The following is an 18416-nucleotide window of genomic DNA, read 5'->3' as shown; positions in this document are numbered from 1 at the left end:
ATGAAACCCCATGCCACGTCCATCAACCAACGCCTGTTGCGTGGTCAGGCCCCCTCGTATGAACGTTTGCAGGCGCGCCTGGCCGAAGACGGCAGCGAGCCTGCCAGCGCCCCGATTGCCGTGCATTGCGGTTGGGGCCGGCTGCTGATCGGTCACACCTTTCCCGACCCGGCGTCACTGGCGCAGGAGCTGCTCAACGAGCAACCCGGCGAGCGCGATATCGCCCTGTATGTTGCCGCACCGCAGCAGATTCTCGGCCTTGAGCCGACGCAGCTGTTTCTCGATCCATCCGACACCCTGCGTTTGTGGTTCAGCGATTACCGGCAGGCCACGCGGGTGTTTCGCGGCTTCCGCATTCGTCGTGCGCAGAGCGAAACCGACTGGCAAGGCATCAACCGTTTGTACCAGGCACGCGGCATGTTGCCGATCGATCAGGAGTTGCTCACCCCGCATCATCAGGGCGGCCCGGTGTACTGGCTGGCGGAAGACGAAGACAGCGGCGCGGTGATCGGCAGTGTCATGGGCCTCAATCATGAAAAAGCCTTCAACGATCCGGAACATGGCAGCAGCCTCTGGTGCCTGGCGGTCGACCCGCATTGCTCGCGCCCCGGCGTCGGCGAAGTGCTGGTGCGGCACCTGGTCGAGCATTTCATGAGTCGCGGCCTGGCTTATCTGGATCTGTCGGTGCTGCACGACAATCGTCAGGCGAAAAACCTTTACGCCAAACTGGGTTTCCGCAACCTGCCGACCTTCGCCATCAAGCGCAAGAACGGCATCAACCAGCCGCTGTTTCTCGGCCCGGGCCCGGAGGCGAATTTCAATCCTTACGCGCGGATCATCGTCGAAGAAGCGCATCGACGCGGTATCGACGTGCAAGTCGATGACGCCGACGCCGGGCTGTTCACCCTCAGCCATGGCGGCCGTCGCGTGCGCTGCCGCGAGTCGCTGAGCGATCTGACCAGTGCGATCAGCATGACCCTGTGCCAGGACAAAAGTCTGACCCACAAGGTGCTCAAGGCCGCAGGCCTGAAACTGCCGGCGCAGCAACTGGCGGGCAATGCCGACGACAACCTGGCCTTCCTTGATGAGCACCAACGGGTGGTGGTCAAGCCTCTCGATGGCGAACAGGGCCAAGGCGTCGCGGTGGATCTGCGCACCATCGAAGAAGCGCAGAAGGCCATCGAAACGGCGAAGCAGTTCGACAGCCGCGTGCTGCTGGAAAGCTTCCACGAAGGCCTTGATCTGCGCATTGTGGTGATCGGTTTTGAAGTGGTGGCGGCGGCGATTCGCAAGCCCGCCGAAGTGGTCGGCGATGGTCAGCATTCGATCGGTGCGCTGATCGAAGCGCAGAGTCGCCGCCGGCAAGCCGCCACCAGTGGCGAAAGCAAGATTCCGCTGGACCACGAAACCCAACGCACGCTGCATGCGGCCGGTTACGACTACAGCAGCATCCTGCCGGCCGGCGAGCATCTGTTCGTGCGGCGCACGGCCAACCTGCACACCGGCGGGACGCTGGAAGACGTGACCGACATTCTTCATCCAACGCTGGTCGACGCGGCAGTGCGCGCGGCGCGGGCGCTGGATATTCCGATGGTCGGGCTCGATCTGATGGTGCCGGCGGCAGATCAGCCCGAGTACGTGTTCATCGAAGCCAATGAGCGCGCCGGCCTCGCCAACCATGAACCGCAGCCGACGGCGGAACGCTTTGTCGATCTGTTGTTTCCGCATAGTCAGCCGGCTGTCTCTTGAACCATCGTTGTTCCGGCTGACGCCTTCGCGAGCAGGCTCGCTCCCACAGGGGGAATGCATTCCAAATGTGGGAGCGAGCCTGCTCGCGAAGAGGCCCTGAACGTCACCACCAATTTTCCTCATCGAAACCATCGGTGTGCACAACCCATCAGGAGTTTCCATGACCATGACCACACAAATCCCTGAACCGGATCTGGCTTACCTGCAAAAAGTCCTGCTGGAAATGCTCGCCATTCCCAGCCCTACCGGGTTCACAGACACCATCGTGCGCTATGTCGCCGAGCGTCTCGAAGAGCTGGGTATTCCGTTTGAAATGACCCGGCGCGGCACCATCCGCGCGACGTTGAAGGGCAAAAAGAGCAGCCCTGATCGCGCAGTGTCGGCGCACCTGGACACCATCGGCGCCGCTGTGCGTGCGGTGAAAGACAACGGTCGCCTGACCCTCGCGCCGGTCGGTTGCTGGTCGAGCCGCTTTGCCGAAGGCAGCCGGGTCAGCCTGTTTACCGACACCGGGGTGATTCGCGGCAGCGTGTTGCCGCTGATGGCGTCCGGGCATGCGTTCAACACCCAGGTCGATGAAATGCCGATCAGTTGGGACCATGTCGAGCTGCGTCTGGACGCCTACTGCACCACCAAGGCCGATTGCGAGTCGCTGGGCATTCATGTCGGCGACGTGGTGGCCTTCGATCCGCTGCCGGAGTTCACCGAAAGCGGCCATATCAGCGCCCGCCACCTCGACGACAAGGCCGGCGTCGCAGCGCTGCTCGCCGCGCTCAAGGCGATTGTCGACAGCGGCCAGGAACTGAACATCGATTGCCATCCACTGTTCACCATCACCGAGGAAACCGGCAGCGGTGCAGCGGCGGCATTGCCGTGGGACGTCAGCGAGTTTGTCGGCATCGACATTGCACCGGTCGCCCCCGGCCAGCATTCCAGCGAACACGCGGTGAGCGTGGCGATGCAGGACTCCGGCGGGCCGTATGACTATCACCTGTCGCGGCATCTGTTGCGTCTGGCCGATGAACACGAATTGCCGGTGCGCCGCGACATGTTCCGCTATTACTTCAGCGATGCGCACTCGGCGGTCACCGCCGGCCACGACATCCGCACCGCCCTGCTCGCTTTCGGCTGCGATGCCACCCACGGCTACGAGCGTACGCACATCGACAGTCTGGCGGCGCTCAGCCGTTTGCTCGGTGCGTACATTCTCAGCCCGCCGGTGTTTGCCAGCGATGCGGCGCCGGCCAGTGCTTCACTGGATCGCTTCAGCCATCAGATTGAGCATGATACCCAGATGGAAAGCGAAACCCGCGTGCCGCCGGTGGACAGTCTGGTTGGGCAGCGTTCTGACAGTTGAGCCTTCGGTGAACAGATAACCGCCTTCGCGAGCAGGCTCGCTCCCACAGGGGATCGCTTTCAAATGTGGGAGCGAGCCCGCTCGCGAATGGGCCGGCAAGACCGATACAGAACTGGCAGACGAAACCCAATCCCCGTAGCATCCCGACATTGATTTGACCGAGGTGCCCATGCTCATTCCCCACGACGCGCTTGAAGTCGACACCCTCACCCGCCTGATCGAGGATTTCGTCACCCGCGACGGTACCGACAACGGCGATGACACCCCGCTGGAAACCCGCGTCCTGCGCGTGCGTCAGGCACTGACCAAAGGCCAGGCTTTGATCGTGTTCGATCCGGAAAGCGAACAGTGCCAGCTGATGCTCAAGCACGACGTACCCAAGCATCTGTTCGACTGAAACCGTCAGCCAGCCTTCGCCGCGGCCTCCTTGCGCTTGATCCGGTCATAGACCTCGGCGCGGTGTACATGGACCTTTTTCGGCGCTTCGACGCCGAAGCGCACGCTGGAGCCGTTGACCGACAGAACACGCAGGGTGATGTCGTCTCCGATTGAAATCAACTCACCGACCACACGGCTGAGTACAAGCATGGGATTCATCCTTCAGGACTGGCAAACCCTGAAGATGCGCGGCTTACAGCGTCTTCACAATCCACGACGAGCAAATCAGTCTTGCCCTACAGCTGCCCACGCCCGCAGCTGTCAGACGCTTCGCACAAAAGCCTCAGGCGGCGGAAAAGCGCGGCCCGAACAGAATGATGCTGGCACCTACCACGCACAGCGCCATGCCGATCCAGTCCGAGCCCAGCGGACGCACCCGCTCGACCACCGCCAGCCAGCCAATCGAAGCAACGATGTAGATCCCGCCATACGCGGCATAGGCGCGCCCGGCGTAGGCCGCTTCAACACGGGTCAGCAACAGCGCGAACAGGGTCAGGCTGAGCAACGCGGGAATCACCCACAACGCACTCTTGCCCTGGCGCAGCCACATGTAGAAGGCAAAACAGCCGGCGATTTCAAACAGCGCCGCAAGGAAGAACCACAAGTAATTGAGCATGGAGGCGTCTCGACAGGGTGACCGTGGCGGCCACCCTAACGACGCGGCAGGAATCGAACAAGATCAAGCGTTGTTTTGTTTGGCCTTGGCGCGCATTTTCTCGGCCATGGAAGTCATTTCGTTGTAGAGCAGTTGCGGATTCTTCTGTTTGAGCGCCCAGGCCATGCGCCCTTGTTCGTGAGGCAGAATCAGGAATTCGCCGGCGGCGACTTGCTGGTAGATGTAGACAGCGATGTCGGCGGCACTGATCGGCGAACTTTCCAGCAACTTGCCGACCTGGGCTTTCATGGCCGGAGTCGGGCCACGGAAAGAATCGAGCAAGTTGGTCTGGAAGAACGATGGGCAAACCACATGCACCGCCACTTCCTGCTGTGCCAGTTCGATCAGCAGACTTTCCGACAACGCCACCACGCCGGCCTTGGCCACGTTGTAGTTACTCATTGCCGGGCCTTGCATCAACGCGGCCATGGAGGCGATGTTGATGATCTTGCCCTTGCTCTGTTCCAGCAGCGGCAGGAACGCCTTGCAGCCCTTGACCACACCCATCAGGTTGATCGCGATCTGCCAGTCCCAGTCTTCCAGCGACAACTCGCTGAAGAATCCGCCCGAGGCGACGCCGGCATTGTTGACGATGATGTCGATGCCGCCGAGCTTCTCTTCGCAGGCCTGGGCGAAGGCGGTGAGCTGGCTGTAATCGCGCACGTCACAGCGCTGAATGAAGCCGTCACCGCCCGCCTCGCGCACCAGTTTCAGGGTTTCCTGCAGGCCGGGTTCACTGACATCGGACAAGGCCAACCGCCAGCCTTCACGGGCCCAGCGCAGGGCGATTTCGCGACCCAGGCCTGAGCCTGCACCAGTGATCATCATGCGATTTTGCATAGCGGACAGCCTTGTTGTTCCGGGAGAGATGCGCCGAGTGTAGCGAAGGAACTTCGTTCACCCACGCTCCATCCAGTTGCTGAATGGAGGATCAAAAGATTCCAGCCGTCATCGTTCCGGTTGGTCTCATGCAGGAGCTGACGAGTGCAACGAGGCTGCGATCTTTTTGCTGGAAAGGAAATAACCGAGCAATCCAAATACATTAAAAAAACATTGAATTATTTTTCACCGGCGCAAGTCGGAACATGTAAGCCGGCTGGAATTTAGTTGCTCTCCAGCTGCCCACTGAGCATCAAGACTCTTCCAGACTCTGAACAAGGAAATCACCCATGGGCACAATTCTAATCATCATCCTGATCCTGTTGCTGATCGGTGGTCTGCCGGTCTTCCCGCACTCCAGAAGTTGGGGTTATGGCCCGTCGGGTATTATCGGCGTGGTGTTGGTCGTGCTGCTGGTGCTGTTGTTACTCGGCAAGATATGACGATTTGAAGCTGTAAAAAAAGAGGCCCTTTTGCAAGGGCCTCTTTTTTATTGCGTGGACTTTAAGGAGTGATCAGTCCGGCTTGCCGTGAATGACACCGGCGGTATTATCGATCAGGCTCTTGGTCGCGGTTTGCAGGAACGCCTCAAGTTTGAGTTTGAGTTCGGCAGTGCGCGGCGCGTCCGGTACAACTTCGGCGTGCGGGTTGGCGCCCAGCTGATATTTCCAGATTTTCGGGCCCATGTCCTTGTCACGCGGCAACACCAGAATCTCATCGGCGGTGACGATGGCGGTGGTCTGCTCGCTGCCCGAAGGCTTGATCACGCCAAAACCGGTGTCGCCCTGCGGCAGGTTGAGCAGGTCGCGGCCCCAGCACTGGTGACGCACTTCGCCACCGAGACGGCCCATGATGGTCGGCACGATGTCGATCTGCGTGCCCACGGTGTGGTCGCGGGTACCGAACTTCTGCTGGATGCCCGGGGCAATCATCAGCATCGGCACGTTGAAGCGACCCAGGTCCATTTCGGTGATCTGACGCTCGTTGCCGAAGCCGTGGTCGCCGACGATGACGAACAGGGTTTCGTTGAAGTACTTCTCTTTGCGCGCCTTCTCGAAGAACTGGCCGAGTGCCCAATCGGAGTAGCGCATGGCGGTCAAGTGTTCGTTGAGGCTGCCACGGTCAGTGACGCGCTCGACCGGCAATGGCGTCGGCAAGGCGTACGGCGTGTGGTTGGACAGGGTTTGCAGCAGCGCGTAAAACGGCTTGCCGTTTTCCCGCGCTTTAAGTTCTTGCAGGCCACGATCGAACATGTCCTGGTCGGACACGCCCCAGGTGGGATCGGAGAACACCGGATTGACGAAGTCGTTGCGGCCAACGAAGTTGGTCATGCCCTGGTTGCTGAAGAAGCCCGACTGGTTATCCCAGGCGAAGTCGCCGTTGTAGACGTAGACATCGTCATAGTCGCGGGCGCTGAGCAGCTGCGGCAGGCCGGACAGTTTGTGGCTGCCTTCCGGGGTCTGCATCAGGTATTCGAAACCCGGCAGGTTGGGGAAGCAGGCCATGGTCGCGAACATGCCCTGGTGGGTGTGGGTGCCGTTGGAGAAGAAACGGTCGAACAGCAGACCTTCCTTCGACAGCTTGTCCAAGTACGGGGTGATATTGCCCGGCGCGCCCAAAGCACCGACCGAGTGACCGGCCATGCTTTCCATCAGGATCACCACGACGTTCTTGATCGGCAGGGTCTTGTCGGCCGGCGGCATGTAGTCGCGGCGAACAGCGGCGATGTCGGCATCGACCAGTTTGTCGTCCGGCATCAGCAGCATGTCGCGCACCACTTGCTGCGCCTGTTCCTGCGGCAGCGTGGCTTTCCAGATGTTGTCGCGGTCTTCGCCCATGCGCGCCTTGGCTGCGGCGACCAGCGACAGCGTGCCGTTGAGGCCGAGCTGGTTGGCGAAGTTGGAATCGGTGGTGTAGACGTCACCCCAACGCATCGGCGGGCCTTGACGCAAGGTGCCGCGAGCGGCGACGACGCAGATCAGTAGGCAGACCACGAACACCGCCAGGCGGGTGTACCACGGCGCAACCTGACGGGAGCTGACGCTGCCGCCGCTGAACGGTCCGCGCGGGCGGGTGGCGCGGTCGGCGCCTTTGAACGCCAGGGTCAGAATGACCGTACCGATCACCCACGCCAGCACGTAGCGCACCACCGGGAAACCGTACCAGAGCATGCTCATTACGGTTTTCGGGTCTTCCTTCACGTACTGGAACACCAGACCATTGAGGCGCTGGTGAAATTCGCGGTAGAAGTCCATTTCCATCAGGCCGAGAAACAGCGCGATGCTCGAGGCGACCGTCAGCCACAGACGGAAGAAACCGCGCGCGGCCATGGCCCGGGCACTGAACAGCGCCAGCACCAGCGGAATGCACAGGTACACCACCAGGCGCAGGTCGAAACGCAGACCGTTGACGAACGCTTCAAGGAAGGTCGCGGCCGGGGTGTCGAGGATCATCTCGCGGTTGTAGACCAGCAGCGCGAGGCGCAGCGCGGAAAACATGACCATCATGACCAGTGCGCACAGCAGCGTGTAGGCCAGATGCGATTTGACGGTCGGTTGCAGCAGGCGAGCAGAAGATCGCTGCTGATTCAGGGCGTCCGGGTTTGCCATGTCGTTTTAGGACCCATTGGAAGTTGAAGTTGCAAAAATACAGCGGCGCCAGGCCCTCTATTGGTCAGTCCAGACCCCGGGGCGTGCGCGGTGCGCAAATGTTGCACGATCGTTCACACCATTGCCATTGATTACTGCCCTGCCCTTCGAGACTTTCATTCAGAGGGCTGACAGCGCAATGGCAGGCAACAAGTGCGGGCGAATTGTCTTGGAGACTTTGTGAAAATTTCGTGCAACGCATATCTGGAAATACAATTTAGAGACAAAACAAAACGCCCCGAACCGGTCGGGGCGTTTTGCTTACAGCGAATTGATTATTTCTCGGCGCGTTCTTTCAGCGCTTTCAGGGTATTGAATGGCGCATCCACCACAAACTTGTTGGCGACCATGGCCGGCACGCTACCGCCCGGCTCGGTGTGCACCTGATAAGTCACTTCAACCTGATCGCCCTTAGGCACGAACTTCCAGAAGCCTTTGACCTGCTGGACCCGCACGAAACCTTTTTCTTCCGGCAGATAGGTCGGTACGCCTTCAAGGTTCCGGGTCAGGCTGCCATCGGCGCCCTCAACGGTGGTTATCTTCAGCACCGAATCACGCGGGGTCACCGGCCATGGCGTGTTGAATTGCGAATAGGTCCAGCTCAGATCGCCTTCGTGCTTGAGCAGTTTCTGGCTCTTGCATTCGTGAATCCACGCGCAGGCGCCAGAGACGTCTTCCTGCAAGGCGCGCAGTTTGGCAACGGTGGTTTTCATCAGCGCGACGCCTTGGTAGGACTTGTAGTCCGAACCGGGTATTTCGCTCAGGGAAACCTTGATGCCGTCTTCGTTCTTGGCCACTTTCCAGTCTTCCGCGTGGGCGACCGAAGTGGCAAGTACGGCAGTCAGACCACACAACACAGCGATACGGTGCAGCGAACCCATAGTGTTATTCCTTATTGTTGAAGTTCCGTTCGTGAACACATCACGCCGCCGTCATCTGCTCCCACCAGCCGATCAATCTGATCGCTTCTTCCGAACTGCTGCCGCATACCTCGACATCCGCAGCGAAGCCCGAGCACACAGCCGGACGTTCCGGACGGCCGAAAATGCTGCACAGGTTATCGACCGACAGTTGCACGCAACGTTCGCCGGCGGGCTTGCCATCGGGCATGCCGGGAATCGGCGAACTGATGGAGGGGGCAATGCAGCAAGCGCCACAGCCTTCACGGCATTTCATTACGAACAGATCCTCGCGACGGGCGATGTGTAAAGAGACGGGAAACAGAGTAACCGCTAAAACGGCTGTTTCAAATTGCTACAAGCGGCTTTTCAACGATAAGTAAAAGTGACCGGGCAGTCTCCGACGAAGCGTCTGCTCTGCGCGTTGCAGAGGGCTGCATCTATTGCTTGAATTCGAAATCCAGCGCCGCGCCTTCCACATCGCGTCGCGCTTCGTTGCGCAATTGCAACTCCATTTCATTGCTGAGCAAGCGGCCGTTGAGCTGGAAGCCGTTATCTTTTTCGCCAAACATCTGCGGCAGGATCGCCTCGCGTTTGGGCAGCTCCACGGTGCCCTTTGGCTTCAGGTCTTCAACCATTTCCTTGGGCAGGCTGAGATCGAGTTTTGCCGGCGGCAATTTGGTTTTGGCCACTTCGCTGGCGGATTTCGACTTCGAGGCAACCGGGCGGCGCTTCTTCACCGTGGCGTTTTTTTTGGCCTGGGCTTTTTTTGCCGGAGCCGCGGTTTTGGTGGCTTTGTTCGTGGTACTGGTCGCTGCCGGTTTTTCCTGGGCTGCGGCCGCCATGACACCCGGTGCCTGACCGATCATCAACAAACCCAGCAATACCCACGCGGCAGGAACAATCGCTTTCATGGACTCAACGAACTAACGGCAGAGGGCCACATGCTCGCTTGTTGTGCGTCATATGACAAGCCTCAGCGCCCTCCCCGTTCAGAATCCGCCAGCGGTTTCCTGACACAGCTGGGTGGCCAACAGACCCAGCGTCATCAGCGCCCGCTCCGCTTCGCGGTTCCACGGAATGCCGCAGTTGAGGCGGATACAGTGGTTGAACTGCTCGGTATTACTGAAGATCAGCCCCGGCGCGATGCTGATGCCTTGTTGCAGCGCGCGGACATGCAATTCCTGAGTGTTGACCCGTCCCGGCAAGCTCACCCAGAGGATGAAACCGCCCGTGGGCCGGGACATTTGCGTGCCCTCGGGGAAGTGCTGCTGCACCGCCAGCTGGAACGCGCTGAGGTTTTTCCGGTACTCCTGGCGGATGTAGCGTAAATGCCGGTCATAACCGCCGTTTTCCAGATACGCGGCAATCGCCATCTGCGTAACGCTGCACGCCGAATGGGTACTGAAGGTTTGCAGGCGCTGGATTTCCTGCTGGTATTTGCCAGCGATCATCCAGCCGATGCGCACACCCGGTGACAGGGTTTTGGAGAAGCTCGAGCAGTAGATCACCCGATCCAGCTTGTCGTAAGCCTTCAGCGCCTTGGTACGGCCCTGCTCGAACATCAGTTCGCCGTAGATATCGTCTTCGACAATCTGAATGTCGAAATCCGAGGCCAGGCGCAGCAACTGTTTCTGCCGCTCTTCCGGCATGGTCCCGCCAAGGGGATTGCTCAGGCGCGTGGTCAGCACCAGCGCCTTGATCGACCACTGGTTGGCGGCCAGTTGCAAGGCTTCCAGACTCATGCCGGTGGCGGGGTCGCTGGGGATTTCGATGACTTTCAGGCCGAGCAGATCGGCCAGTTGCAGCAGGCCGTAATAGGTCGGCGATTCGGCTGCGATCAGATCGCCCGGCCGGGTCAGCACGCGCAACGACATCTGCAAGGCGTCGACACAGCCGTGGGTGATCACCACTTCCGACGGATCGACCACCACGCCAGCGTCACGCATGCGGATCGCCACTTGCCGGCGCAGCGGTTCGAAGCCGGGGCTGAACATGTAGCTGAATGCCCGAGGGCTGTGGAAGCGGGTGACCTTGGCCAATTGCTGATGCAGCGCGCGCACCGGCAGATAATCGACACTCGGCACCGCAGCGCCCAGCGGAAACACGCCTTCGCGGCGGGATTCGACCAATACCTGTTGAATGATGCTGCTGCGCGTCACCAGTCCCGGCCGTTCGACTCGGGCAATGTCCGGCGTAGGCGCGGTCAGCGCCGGGGTCTGGTGTACGTAGTAACCCGACTGCGGCCGGGCGCGGATCAGGCCCTGATCTTCAAGGTTGGCATACGCCTGCAACACCGTCGCATGGCTGACGTTGAGCTGCGAACTCATCTTGCGCACCGAAGGCACGCGCTCCCCCGGTTGATAGACACCACGGCGGATGTCTTCGGCCAGTTGCTGAGCAATACGTTGGTAGAGCAAGAGATTGGTCATGACGCAGCACTCGATTTCACGGGCGTTTTATTCTTGTCTGAAACAATACCGGAACAGTTTAGAAGTGTACTGGGACAGTTGCCAGATTACTCGACCGTACAGTGCGGTGTCTGCCCCATCTGTACGGTTTTGCGCGGCAATCGACAGACACAAAAAAGCCCGGCACTGCATGACAGTCCGGGCTTTCCAGAGACGCAGCCCTCAGCGGGCGGCGCCGAGCTGGCCTTTTTCGTCAGAGAACACGATTTCTACGCGGCGGTTCTGCGCCCGGCCACGCTCGGAGGCGTTGGCATCGACCGGGAACTGGTCGCCGTAACCTTCGACCTGAATGCGTTTTTCGTCGATACCCAGATCGACCAGCACGTCAGCCACCGATTGCGCACGATCGCGGGACAGTTTGAGGTTTTCCTGTCTGCCACCGGTGCTGTCGGTGTAACCCTCGATGCGCACAACGCGCTTGGGATTCAGTTGCAGGAACTGGACGATCTTCAGTACGACGCGGTTGGCCGAGTTTTTCAGTTCCGCCTGGCCGGTGTCGAACAACACGTCGCCGAGGGTCATCACCAGACCCCGATCGGTCTGAGTGGTGGCCAGCGCCACGATCTGTTCCTCCAGCCACTTGCCCTGCTGCTGCACGCTGAGCAGTTTCGACTCGCGCAGAGCCAGTTGCAGTCGCTGGCGCTCAAGCTCGAGCTTGGCTGCGCGCTCCTCGTTGAGCGCCTGATTGGTGTGCTCGCGGGCGATTTCGCTGTAGCGCTGGCTCAGGTAGGCGTAATGCACCACGTCGGCACCGCTGCCCCAATAGGTCGACAGCCGATCGGCGCGGGCCAGGGACTCACCGGCGCGGATCACGTCTTTCGGCGCGATGCGCAGCACGTTGGAATCTTCCTTGACCTTCTGGAAATCAGCGCCGGCCTGTTGCAGCGCCGCTTCGCTGTGCTGGCCGGCGCAGCCGTAGAGGCTGGCGCAACCGGCGAGGAGCAGAATGCCGAGAGCATTGGACTTGAGGCTCATTGTGCTTCCCCCAGTTGCAGCTGCTTGCGCAGGCGGACAATGCGGGTATTGAGCACATTCAGCTGTTCTTCACTTTTTTTCGTCAGCACCTTGGCTTCGGCCAGACGTGCATCCAGTTCCGCCTGCTCGGCACGCATGCGCGCATTGCGATAGGACTCGTCGACCATGCTGCCTTTGGCGCGGTTGTACTTGGTTTCGGCCAGTTGCATTTCCGGCACTTCGTCAGCGGTGGCGCCGACTGCCTTGGCCTGCACGATGGCTTGTTCGGTCAAACGCATTTGTTCACTGGGTGCCGGATCGGATGCGCACCCGGCCATGGCCAGAACGGCCACTGCCGCGAAAAGAGGTCGAATACTCACTAAGAATCCCTACTGTTTTGGGGCACTGACAGGTAGTGGCGGCTGTTGCTGTTGCGCCTTCCAGCGCTCGATGTTGCGTTGCAGCGCGGCTTCCGTCAGTCCGGACGCGGGCAATTCTGTCATCTTTTTGGCGAGCTGTCCGCGCAACCACGGATCGTTGCAGGCCGAGTTATGCGAAACCGCGAGGAACAGACCCGGCCGGTCGATGGGTTGTTCGAACGCCAACAGATCGCTGGTCATGCCCAATGTCTGCGCGGCGGCAAGGCCTGAGTAACGGCCGGCGAGGACATATTCCACCTCGCCCAACAGCAACTTCTGTAGTGCCTCGGTAAGGTTTGCTGTGCGGGTCAGGGTCAGATTCTGCTCGGCGAAAGTGCCGAATGCCTGGGTCATCCGCGACTTTTCCGACACCGCGCCGGCATGGCCTTTCAGGTCGCTGGCCTCGGCATAGGTCAGCGTCGAGCCTTTGCGCGTCCACACCAGATAGTCGTTTTCCAGCAGTGGCGGATGGATGTAGTCAAGGGTTTCCAGCTCATTAACGGTCAGCGGCGCGTCGGCCAGCATGTCCATGCGCCCGCTGCGCACTTCATCGAGGGCCTGCGAGCGTTTGCCGGCGTAGAGCAGGTCGACTTTGATGCCCAGATCCTTGGCCACTTGCTGCAACAGATCGGCACTGGCGCCGATCAGGCGCTTGGGGTTTTGCGGGTCCTGCCACAGGTACGGCGGCGCGTCAGGGCTGCCGGTGACGACCAGGCGCTCGCACTTGCCCGCGGCCATGGCCAAACCTGGCAACAGCACCAATCCCAATAACCATCCGCAGCGCAGATCCATGGCAAAACGCTCCCGCTTGAAATTCGAGACAAAAAAAAGCCCGACCAACAGGCCGGGCTCTTTATAAGTGAAGCCGCCGGATTAGACCAGCTTCTCCAGCTCAGGTACTGCTTCGAACAGATCCGCCACGAGACCGTAATCGGCCACCTGGAAGATCGGCGCTTCTTCGTCCTTGTTGATCGCAACGATCACCTTGGAGTCTTTCATGCCGGCCAGATGCTGGATCGCGCCCGAGATACCGACGGCGATGTACAGCTGCGGCGCAACGATCTTGCCGGTCTGACCGACCTGCATGTCGTTCGGTACGAAACCTGCGTCGACCGCAGCGCGCGAGGCGCCCACAGCAGCGCCGAGCTTGTCGGCCAGCGCGTACAGGTGTTTGAAGTTGTCACCGTTCTGCATGCCGCGACCGCCGGAAACGACGATCTTGGCAGCGGTCAGCTCAGGACGGTCGGACTTGGCCAGCTCTTCGCTGACGAAGCTCGAAGTACCGGCGTCGTGCGCAGCGCCAACGGCTTCAACGGCAGCCGAACCACCTTCAGCAGCAACCGGATCGAAACCGGTGGCACGCACGGTGATCACCTTGATCGCAGCAGTCGATTGCACGGTAGCGATGGCGTTACCGGCGTAGATCGGGCGCTTGAAAGTGTCAGCGCTTTCGACCGAGATGATCTCGGAGATCTGGTCAACGTCCAGCGCAGCAGCAACGCGCGGCAGGATGTTTTTGCCGTTGGAAGTGGCGGCAGCCAGAATGTGGCTGTAATTCTTGCCCAACTCTGCAACCAGAGGAGCAACGTTTTCCGGCAACTGATGCGCGTAGGCGGCATTGTCAGCGTTGAGGACTTTGCTCACGCCAGCGATTTTCGCCGCGGCTTCGGCCACCGGGCCTGCGCCCTGACCTGCTACCAGAACGTGGATGTCGCCGCCGATTTTGGCAGCAGCGGCCACGGTGTTCAGTGTGGCCGGGGCCAGCACTTTGTTGTCGTGTTCAGCAATAACCAAGATAGTCATTTAGATTACCTTCGCTTCGTTCTTGAGTTTTTCAACCAGTTCAGCCACCGACTTGACCTTGATGCCCGCGCTGCGTGCAGCCGGTGCTTCGACTTTCAGGGTCTTGTTGGTGGAGGCGGTGGAAACGCCCAAAGCGTCCGGAGTCAGCACTTCGAGAGGCTTCTTCTTGGCTTTCATGATGTTTGGCAGGGACGCGTAGCGCGGCTCGTTCAAACGCAGGTCGGTGGTGACGATGGCTGGCAGTTTCAGCGAAACGGTCTGCGCGCCGCCGTCGATTTCGCGGGTCACGGCAACGCTGTCGCCGGAGACTTCGACTTTCGACGCGAAGGTGCCCTGACCGTAGCCGCTCAATGCCGCGAGCATCTGGCCGGTCTGGTTGTTGTCGCTGTCGATCGCCTGTTTGCCGAGGATCACCAGCTGCGGCTGTTCCTTGTCGACGACGGCCTTGAGCAGCTTGGCCACGGCCAGCGAGGTCAGGTCTTCAGCGGATTCGACGAGGATGGCGCGATCGGCACCCAGAGCCAGTGCGGTACGCAGTTGCTCCTGAGCGGTGGTCGGGCCGATGGAGACGACGACGATTTCAGTCGCAACGCCCTTCTCTTTCAGGCGTACGGCTTCTTCCACGGCGATTTCGCAGAATGGGTTCATCGACATCTTGACGTTGGCGAGGTCGACGCCGGAATTGTCCGCCTTGACGCGGACCTTGACGTTGTAATCCACAACGCGTTTGACAGCTACAAGAACCTTCATGGATTCCTCGTTACTCTCCGGTGAAAAGAAAGTCGCCTAGGCGAACCTGGCGGATGATGCTCATCGGGCGACAAGGGCACCTCTAAAAACGCCGGCTTGAAGGTGAGGTGATTCACTTCGCGAAGGGAGGTGACCGTTCGTCAGGGGTGACTGTCGGGTCATTCATTCTCACGCTGTGTAAACTGCGCGCCGGACTTGCGCTGCGCATCACCGTCTACTGCCTGTGCCCTGTCTTTAGAGGTGCTCTTGAAACCGCCAGTCTGCCTACGGCGAGCGCAAAACCGCCCGTATCTTGACCGGAACGCCCATTCTGGTCAATACGCCAAAATGCCCCGTCATAAGCCGCGCTTCTTTGATTTATCAGGGCTGGAGGCGATTCAAACAAACGTTTGTATTGGACGCTCGGAGTGGTGTAGATATAATGCGCCGCCTAGAGAGAAAGGTGGATTCGCCAATATTCCCTTTGACGTTAACGTAAAGGCAATACGGATGCGAGATCAAACCTCCATATTAGAAAAAAAACTGTTGAGCCTTGAGTAGGAGATAGCCTGTGGAACGCGAATACATGGAATTCGACGTCGTCATCGTCGGTGCCGGCCCCGCTGGTCTGTCCGCCGCCTGCCGCTTGAAGCAGAAGGCCGCTGACGCCGGTAAGGAAATCAGCGTCTGCGTGGTCGAAAAAGGCTCCGAAGTCGGTGCACACATCCTTTCCGGTGCGGTATTCGAACCCCGCGCCCTGAACGAACTGTTCCCGGACTGGAAAGAGCTCGGCGCGCCGCTGAACACGCCCGTCACACGCGATGACATTTTCGTGCTGAAAAACGCTGACAGCGCGCAGAAGATTCCTGACTTCTTTGTGCCCAAGACCATGCACAACGAAGGCAACTACATCATCTCCCTGGGCAACCTGTGCCGCTGGCTGGCTCAGCAGGCGGAAAACCTCGGTGTGGAAATCTACCCGGGCTTCGCCGCTCAGGAAGCGCTGATCGATGAAAACGGTGTGGTGCGCGGGATCATCACCGGTGATCTGGGCGTCGACCGTGAAGGCAACCCGAAAGAAGGCCTGTACACCCCGGGCATGGAACTGCGTGGCAAATACACGCTGTTCGCCGAAGGCTGCCGTGGCCACATCGGCAAGCAACTGATCAAACGCTACAACCTCGACAGCGATGCCGACGTTCAGCACTACGGCATCGGCCTGAAAGAAATCTGGGAAATCGACCCGGCCAAGCATCAGCCAGGCCTGGTGGTGCACACCGCCGGCTGGCCGCTGGACATCATGGGCACCGAGAACACCGGCGGCTCGTTCCTCTATCACCTGGAAAACAATCAGGTGGTGGTCGGTCTGATCGTCGACCTGTCCTACAGCAACACGTACCTGTCGCCGTTCGATGAGTTCCAGCGCCTCAAGCATCACCCGGTGCTCAAGCAATATCTGGAAGGCGGCAAGCGCGTCAGCTACGGCGCCCGCGCCATCGCCAAGGGCGGCCTGAACTCGCTGCCGAAAATGGTCTTCAAGGGCGGAGCGCTGATCGGTTGCGACCTCGGCACCCTGAACTTCGCCAAGATCAAAGGCAGCCACACGGCGATGAAGTCCGGCATGCTCGCGGCGGAATCGGTAGCCGATGCGCTGTTCGCCGAGCAGGATTGCACGGTCGAACTGACCACTTACGTCGACGCGTTCAAGAACAGCTGGCTGCACGAAGAATTGTTCGCCAGCCGCAACTTCGGCGCGGCGATTCACAAGTACGGCGCGATCATCGGCGGTGGGTTCAACTGGCTGGACCAGAACATCTTCGGCGGCAAACTGCCGTTCACCCTGCGCGACACCAAGCCGGATTACGCCTGCCTCAAGCTCGCGGCCGACTGCAAGAAGATCGACTACCCGAAACCTGACGGCAAACTGAGTTTCGACAAACTCAGCTCGGTGTTCATCTCCGGCACCAACCACGAAGAAGAGCAGCCGTGCCACTTGAAGCTGACCGATCCGAGCATCCCGATCAGCAAAAACCTGCCGCTGTACGACGAACCGGCGCAGCGTTACTGCCCGGCCGGCGTATACGAAGTGATCACCAAGGAAGACGGCGAGAAGCGCTTCCAGATCAACGCCCAGAACTGCGTGCACTGCAAGACCTGTGACATCAAGGACCCTGCGCAGAACATCACCTGGGTCGCGCCGGAAGGCGCCGGCGGCCCGACTTACCCGAACATGTAAGTCGAAACACTGAACAACAAGGCTCCCGACATGGGGGCCTTTTTGTTGCCCAAAATTCTTCTGCCACCACAAAACAACTGTGGGAGCGAGCCTGCTCGCTCCCACAGGGGATTATCGGCGGTTCAGGCAGCGCGCTCTTCCCCCGGGCTGCGTTCGAAGTAGCGCTTGTATTCGCGGCTGAACTGCGACGTGCTCTGATACCCCACCCGATGCGCCACCTGCGCCACGCCCAGCCCTTCAGCCACCAGCAGCGTCTGTGCCTTCAACAAACGTAAACGCTTCAGATACTGCACCGGCGACAACAGCGTGCTGCGTTTGAAATGCTCATGAAAGGTCGACACGCTCATGTTCGCGCAACCGGCCAAGGTCTCGACATTCAGCGGCTCGGTGTAATGCGCATGCAGATGGCTGATCGACGCCGCCACCCGGGCGAATTGCCCTTGTTGCTCGACCAACGCCCGCAACACATCCGCTTGCGGTCCGCGCAGCGCGACGAACAATAACTCGCGAACCCGTGCCGGGCCGAGAATCTGGCATTCCAGCGGATCGTGCAGACAGCTGAGCAGCCGTTCGACACAACCGCGCATGCCATCGTCGAGCACCACCGAGGTCATCGACTCCGGCGTCTGCGCCGGAATATGCCGACCCGGCGCCAGCCCCATGGCCAGCACCAGTTCGCCGAGCAGGACGCGATCGATCGCCACCGACACACCGAGCAATGGCGCATCGGGCAAGGCAAAGGTTTCACATTCGAATGGCACCGGCAGCGCCTGGATCAGGTAATGCCCGGCGCCATATTCCATGGTCCGTGGGCCGAGGAACGCCAGTTTGCTGCCCTGGGCGATGATCATCAGGCTCGGCTCGTAGATATGCGGGCCACGGGCGACGTCGCAACTGGCGCGCAAAATCTGCACACCGGGCAGGCCGGTCTGGCTGTAGCCATCGCGCAGCGCCAGCGGTTCGATCAGCGAAACCAGCCGGGCATTGGCATCAAGATGACGGGTCAACTGCATCAAATAGGTCTTCGTAAAATTCACGGAAAAAGGGATGAAAACATCATCGCAGATCCGCTGGCCAATGCGATCGCCGAAACCCGCATGCCGGAGGATTAGGCATGAGACCCGGAGAAATCGTCATGGCCGCACCCGCCTCTGGCGGCCAGAATTCACCGCCTCACTT

The 18416-nt window shown here is 60.1% G+C and carries 19 protein-coding genes; 5 read left to right on the top strand and 14 right to left on the bottom strand.

All coding sequences use genetic code 11. The annotated features are described in order from the left end of the window. The 3 genes from ngg to D8U71_RS19640 all read left to right on the top strand — a co-directional run bounded on the left by ngg (position 1) and on the right by D8U71_RS19640 (position 3503). Positions 1-1749, top strand: coding sequence for an N-acetylglutaminylglutamine synthetase (gene ngg, locus D8U71_RS19650; protein WP_130888469.1), 1749 nt, complete (start codon positions 1-3; stop codon positions 1747-1749). A 166-nt stretch (positions 1750-1915) separates the two neighbouring features. Beyond that, on the top strand, positions 1916-3106 hold the full coding sequence (locus D8U71_RS19645; RefSeq protein WP_130888468.1) for an osmoprotectant NAGGN system M42 family peptidase: 1191 nt from the start codon (positions 1916-1918) through the stop codon (positions 3104-3106). Between the two features lie 169 nt (positions 3107-3275). Next, a complete protein-coding gene (locus tag D8U71_RS19640) occupies positions 3276-3503 on the top strand; it encodes a YheU family protein (RefSeq protein WP_003172962.1) in 228 nt (75 codons plus the stop codon). A gap of 5 nt (positions 3504-3508) precedes the next feature. Here D8U71_RS19640 and csrA read toward each other — a convergent pair whose 3' ends face one another. The 3 genes from csrA to D8U71_RS19625 form a co-directional block, all read right to left on the bottom strand. Continuing rightward, positions 3509-3694 (bottom strand): carbon storage regulator CsrA, encoded by a 186-nt coding sequence (csrA, locus tag D8U71_RS19635; protein ID WP_024013891.1) that lies wholly within the window; start codon positions 3692-3694, stop codon positions 3509-3511. 133 nt (positions 3695-3827) lie between these two features. Beyond that, complete coding sequence (locus D8U71_RS19630; RefSeq protein WP_016770946.1) at positions 3828-4160, bottom strand: YnfA family protein; 333 nt, start codon at positions 4158-4160, stop codon at positions 3828-3830. 63 nt (positions 4161-4223) lie between these two features. After that, positions 4224-5039: an SDR family oxidoreductase gene (locus tag D8U71_RS19625; protein ID WP_130888467.1), complete on the bottom strand. Its 816-nt coding sequence runs from the start codon at positions 5037-5039 to the stop codon at positions 4224-4226. A gap of 329 nt (positions 5040-5368) precedes the next feature. Between D8U71_RS19625 and D8U71_RS19620 the strand changes: the two genes are divergently transcribed. Beyond that, entirely contained in the window at positions 5369-5521 is a 153-nt protein-coding gene (locus D8U71_RS19620; protein ID WP_003183939.1) for a DUF3309 family protein, read from the top strand. A 72-nt stretch (positions 5522-5593) separates the two neighbouring features. Here D8U71_RS19620 and D8U71_RS19615 read toward each other — a convergent pair whose 3' ends face one another. The 10 genes from D8U71_RS19615 to D8U71_RS19570 form a co-directional block, all read right to left on the bottom strand. Next, positions 5594-7687, bottom strand: coding sequence for an LTA synthase family protein (locus tag D8U71_RS19615; protein ID WP_130888466.1), 2094 nt, complete (start codon positions 7685-7687; stop codon positions 5594-5596). Positions 7688-8001: 314 nt separating this feature from the next. Beyond that, positions 8002-8607, bottom strand: a complete 606-nt coding sequence (locus D8U71_RS19610) for an START domain-containing protein (RefSeq protein ID WP_056788309.1) — start codon at positions 8605-8607, stop codon at positions 8002-8004. Between the two features lie 40 nt (positions 8608-8647). Beyond that, positions 8648-8902 (bottom strand): YkgJ family cysteine cluster protein, encoded by a 255-nt coding sequence (locus D8U71_RS19605; RefSeq protein WP_016770949.1) that lies wholly within the window; start codon positions 8900-8902, stop codon positions 8648-8650. A 163-nt stretch (positions 8903-9065) separates the two neighbouring features. Continuing rightward, positions 9066-9539, bottom strand: a complete 474-nt coding sequence (locus D8U71_RS19600) for a hypothetical protein (RefSeq protein ID WP_016770950.1) — start codon at positions 9537-9539, stop codon at positions 9066-9068. Positions 9540-9617: 78 nt separating this feature from the next. Next, positions 9618-11057 (bottom strand): PLP-dependent aminotransferase family protein, encoded by a 1440-nt coding sequence (locus D8U71_RS19595; protein ID WP_130888465.1) that lies wholly within the window; start codon positions 11055-11057, stop codon positions 9618-9620. Positions 11058-11258: 201 nt separating this feature from the next. Continuing rightward, positions 11259-12071 carry an OmpA family protein gene (locus tag D8U71_RS19590; protein ID WP_024013894.1) on the bottom strand — a complete coding sequence of 271 codons (813 nt, stop codon included), beginning with the start codon at positions 12069-12071 and terminating at the stop codon, positions 11259-11261. Next, entirely contained in the window at positions 12068-12430 is a 363-nt protein-coding gene (locus tag D8U71_RS19585; RefSeq protein WP_177434926.1) for a DUF4398 domain-containing protein, read from the bottom strand. The genes D8U71_RS19590 and D8U71_RS19585 overlap by 4 nt, the downstream gene beginning before the upstream one ends. A 9-nt stretch (positions 12431-12439) precedes the next feature. Continuing rightward, positions 12440-13261, bottom strand: a complete 822-nt coding sequence (locus D8U71_RS19580; RefSeq protein WP_130888464.1) for a transporter substrate-binding domain-containing protein — start codon at positions 13259-13261, stop codon at positions 12440-12442. An 81-nt stretch (positions 13262-13342) separates the two neighbouring features. Continuing rightward, on the bottom strand, positions 13343-14272 hold the full coding sequence (locus D8U71_RS19575) for an FAD-binding protein (RefSeq protein ID WP_056788298.1): 930 nt from the start codon (positions 14270-14272) through the stop codon (positions 13343-13345). Further along, the gene (locus D8U71_RS19570; RefSeq protein WP_007908338.1) at positions 14273-15022 is read right to left on the bottom strand and encodes an electron transfer flavoprotein subunit beta/FixA family protein; all 750 of its coding nucleotides are present in this window, start codon (positions 15020-15022) and stop codon (positions 14273-14275) included. A 550-nt stretch (positions 15023-15572) separates the two neighbouring features. On the opposite strand from D8U71_RS19570, the gene D8U71_RS19565 reads away from it, so the two are divergent. After that, positions 15573-17237 carry an electron transfer flavoprotein-ubiquinone oxidoreductase gene (locus tag D8U71_RS19565; protein WP_130888463.1) on the top strand — a complete coding sequence of 555 codons (1665 nt, stop codon included), beginning with the start codon at positions 15573-15575 and terminating at the stop codon, positions 17235-17237. A 122-nt stretch (positions 17238-17359) separates the two neighbouring features. Here D8U71_RS19565 and D8U71_RS19560 read toward each other — a convergent pair whose 3' ends face one another. Beyond that, positions 17360-18250 carry an AraC family transcriptional regulator gene (locus D8U71_RS19560; protein WP_064361232.1) on the bottom strand — a complete coding sequence of 297 codons (891 nt, stop codon included), beginning with the start codon at positions 18248-18250 and terminating at the stop codon, positions 17360-17362. Between the last annotated feature and the right edge of the window lie 166 nt (positions 18251-18416).

This window comes from Pseudomonas sp. Sample_21 (assembly GCF_004307525.1).
Taxonomy (GTDB): domain Bacteria; phylum Pseudomonadota; class Gammaproteobacteria; order Pseudomonadales; family Pseudomonadaceae; genus Aquipseudomonas; species Aquipseudomonas atacamensis.
Note: the sequence above shows the minus strand (reverse complement) of the source record. Positions and strands in the feature narration are given on the sequence as shown.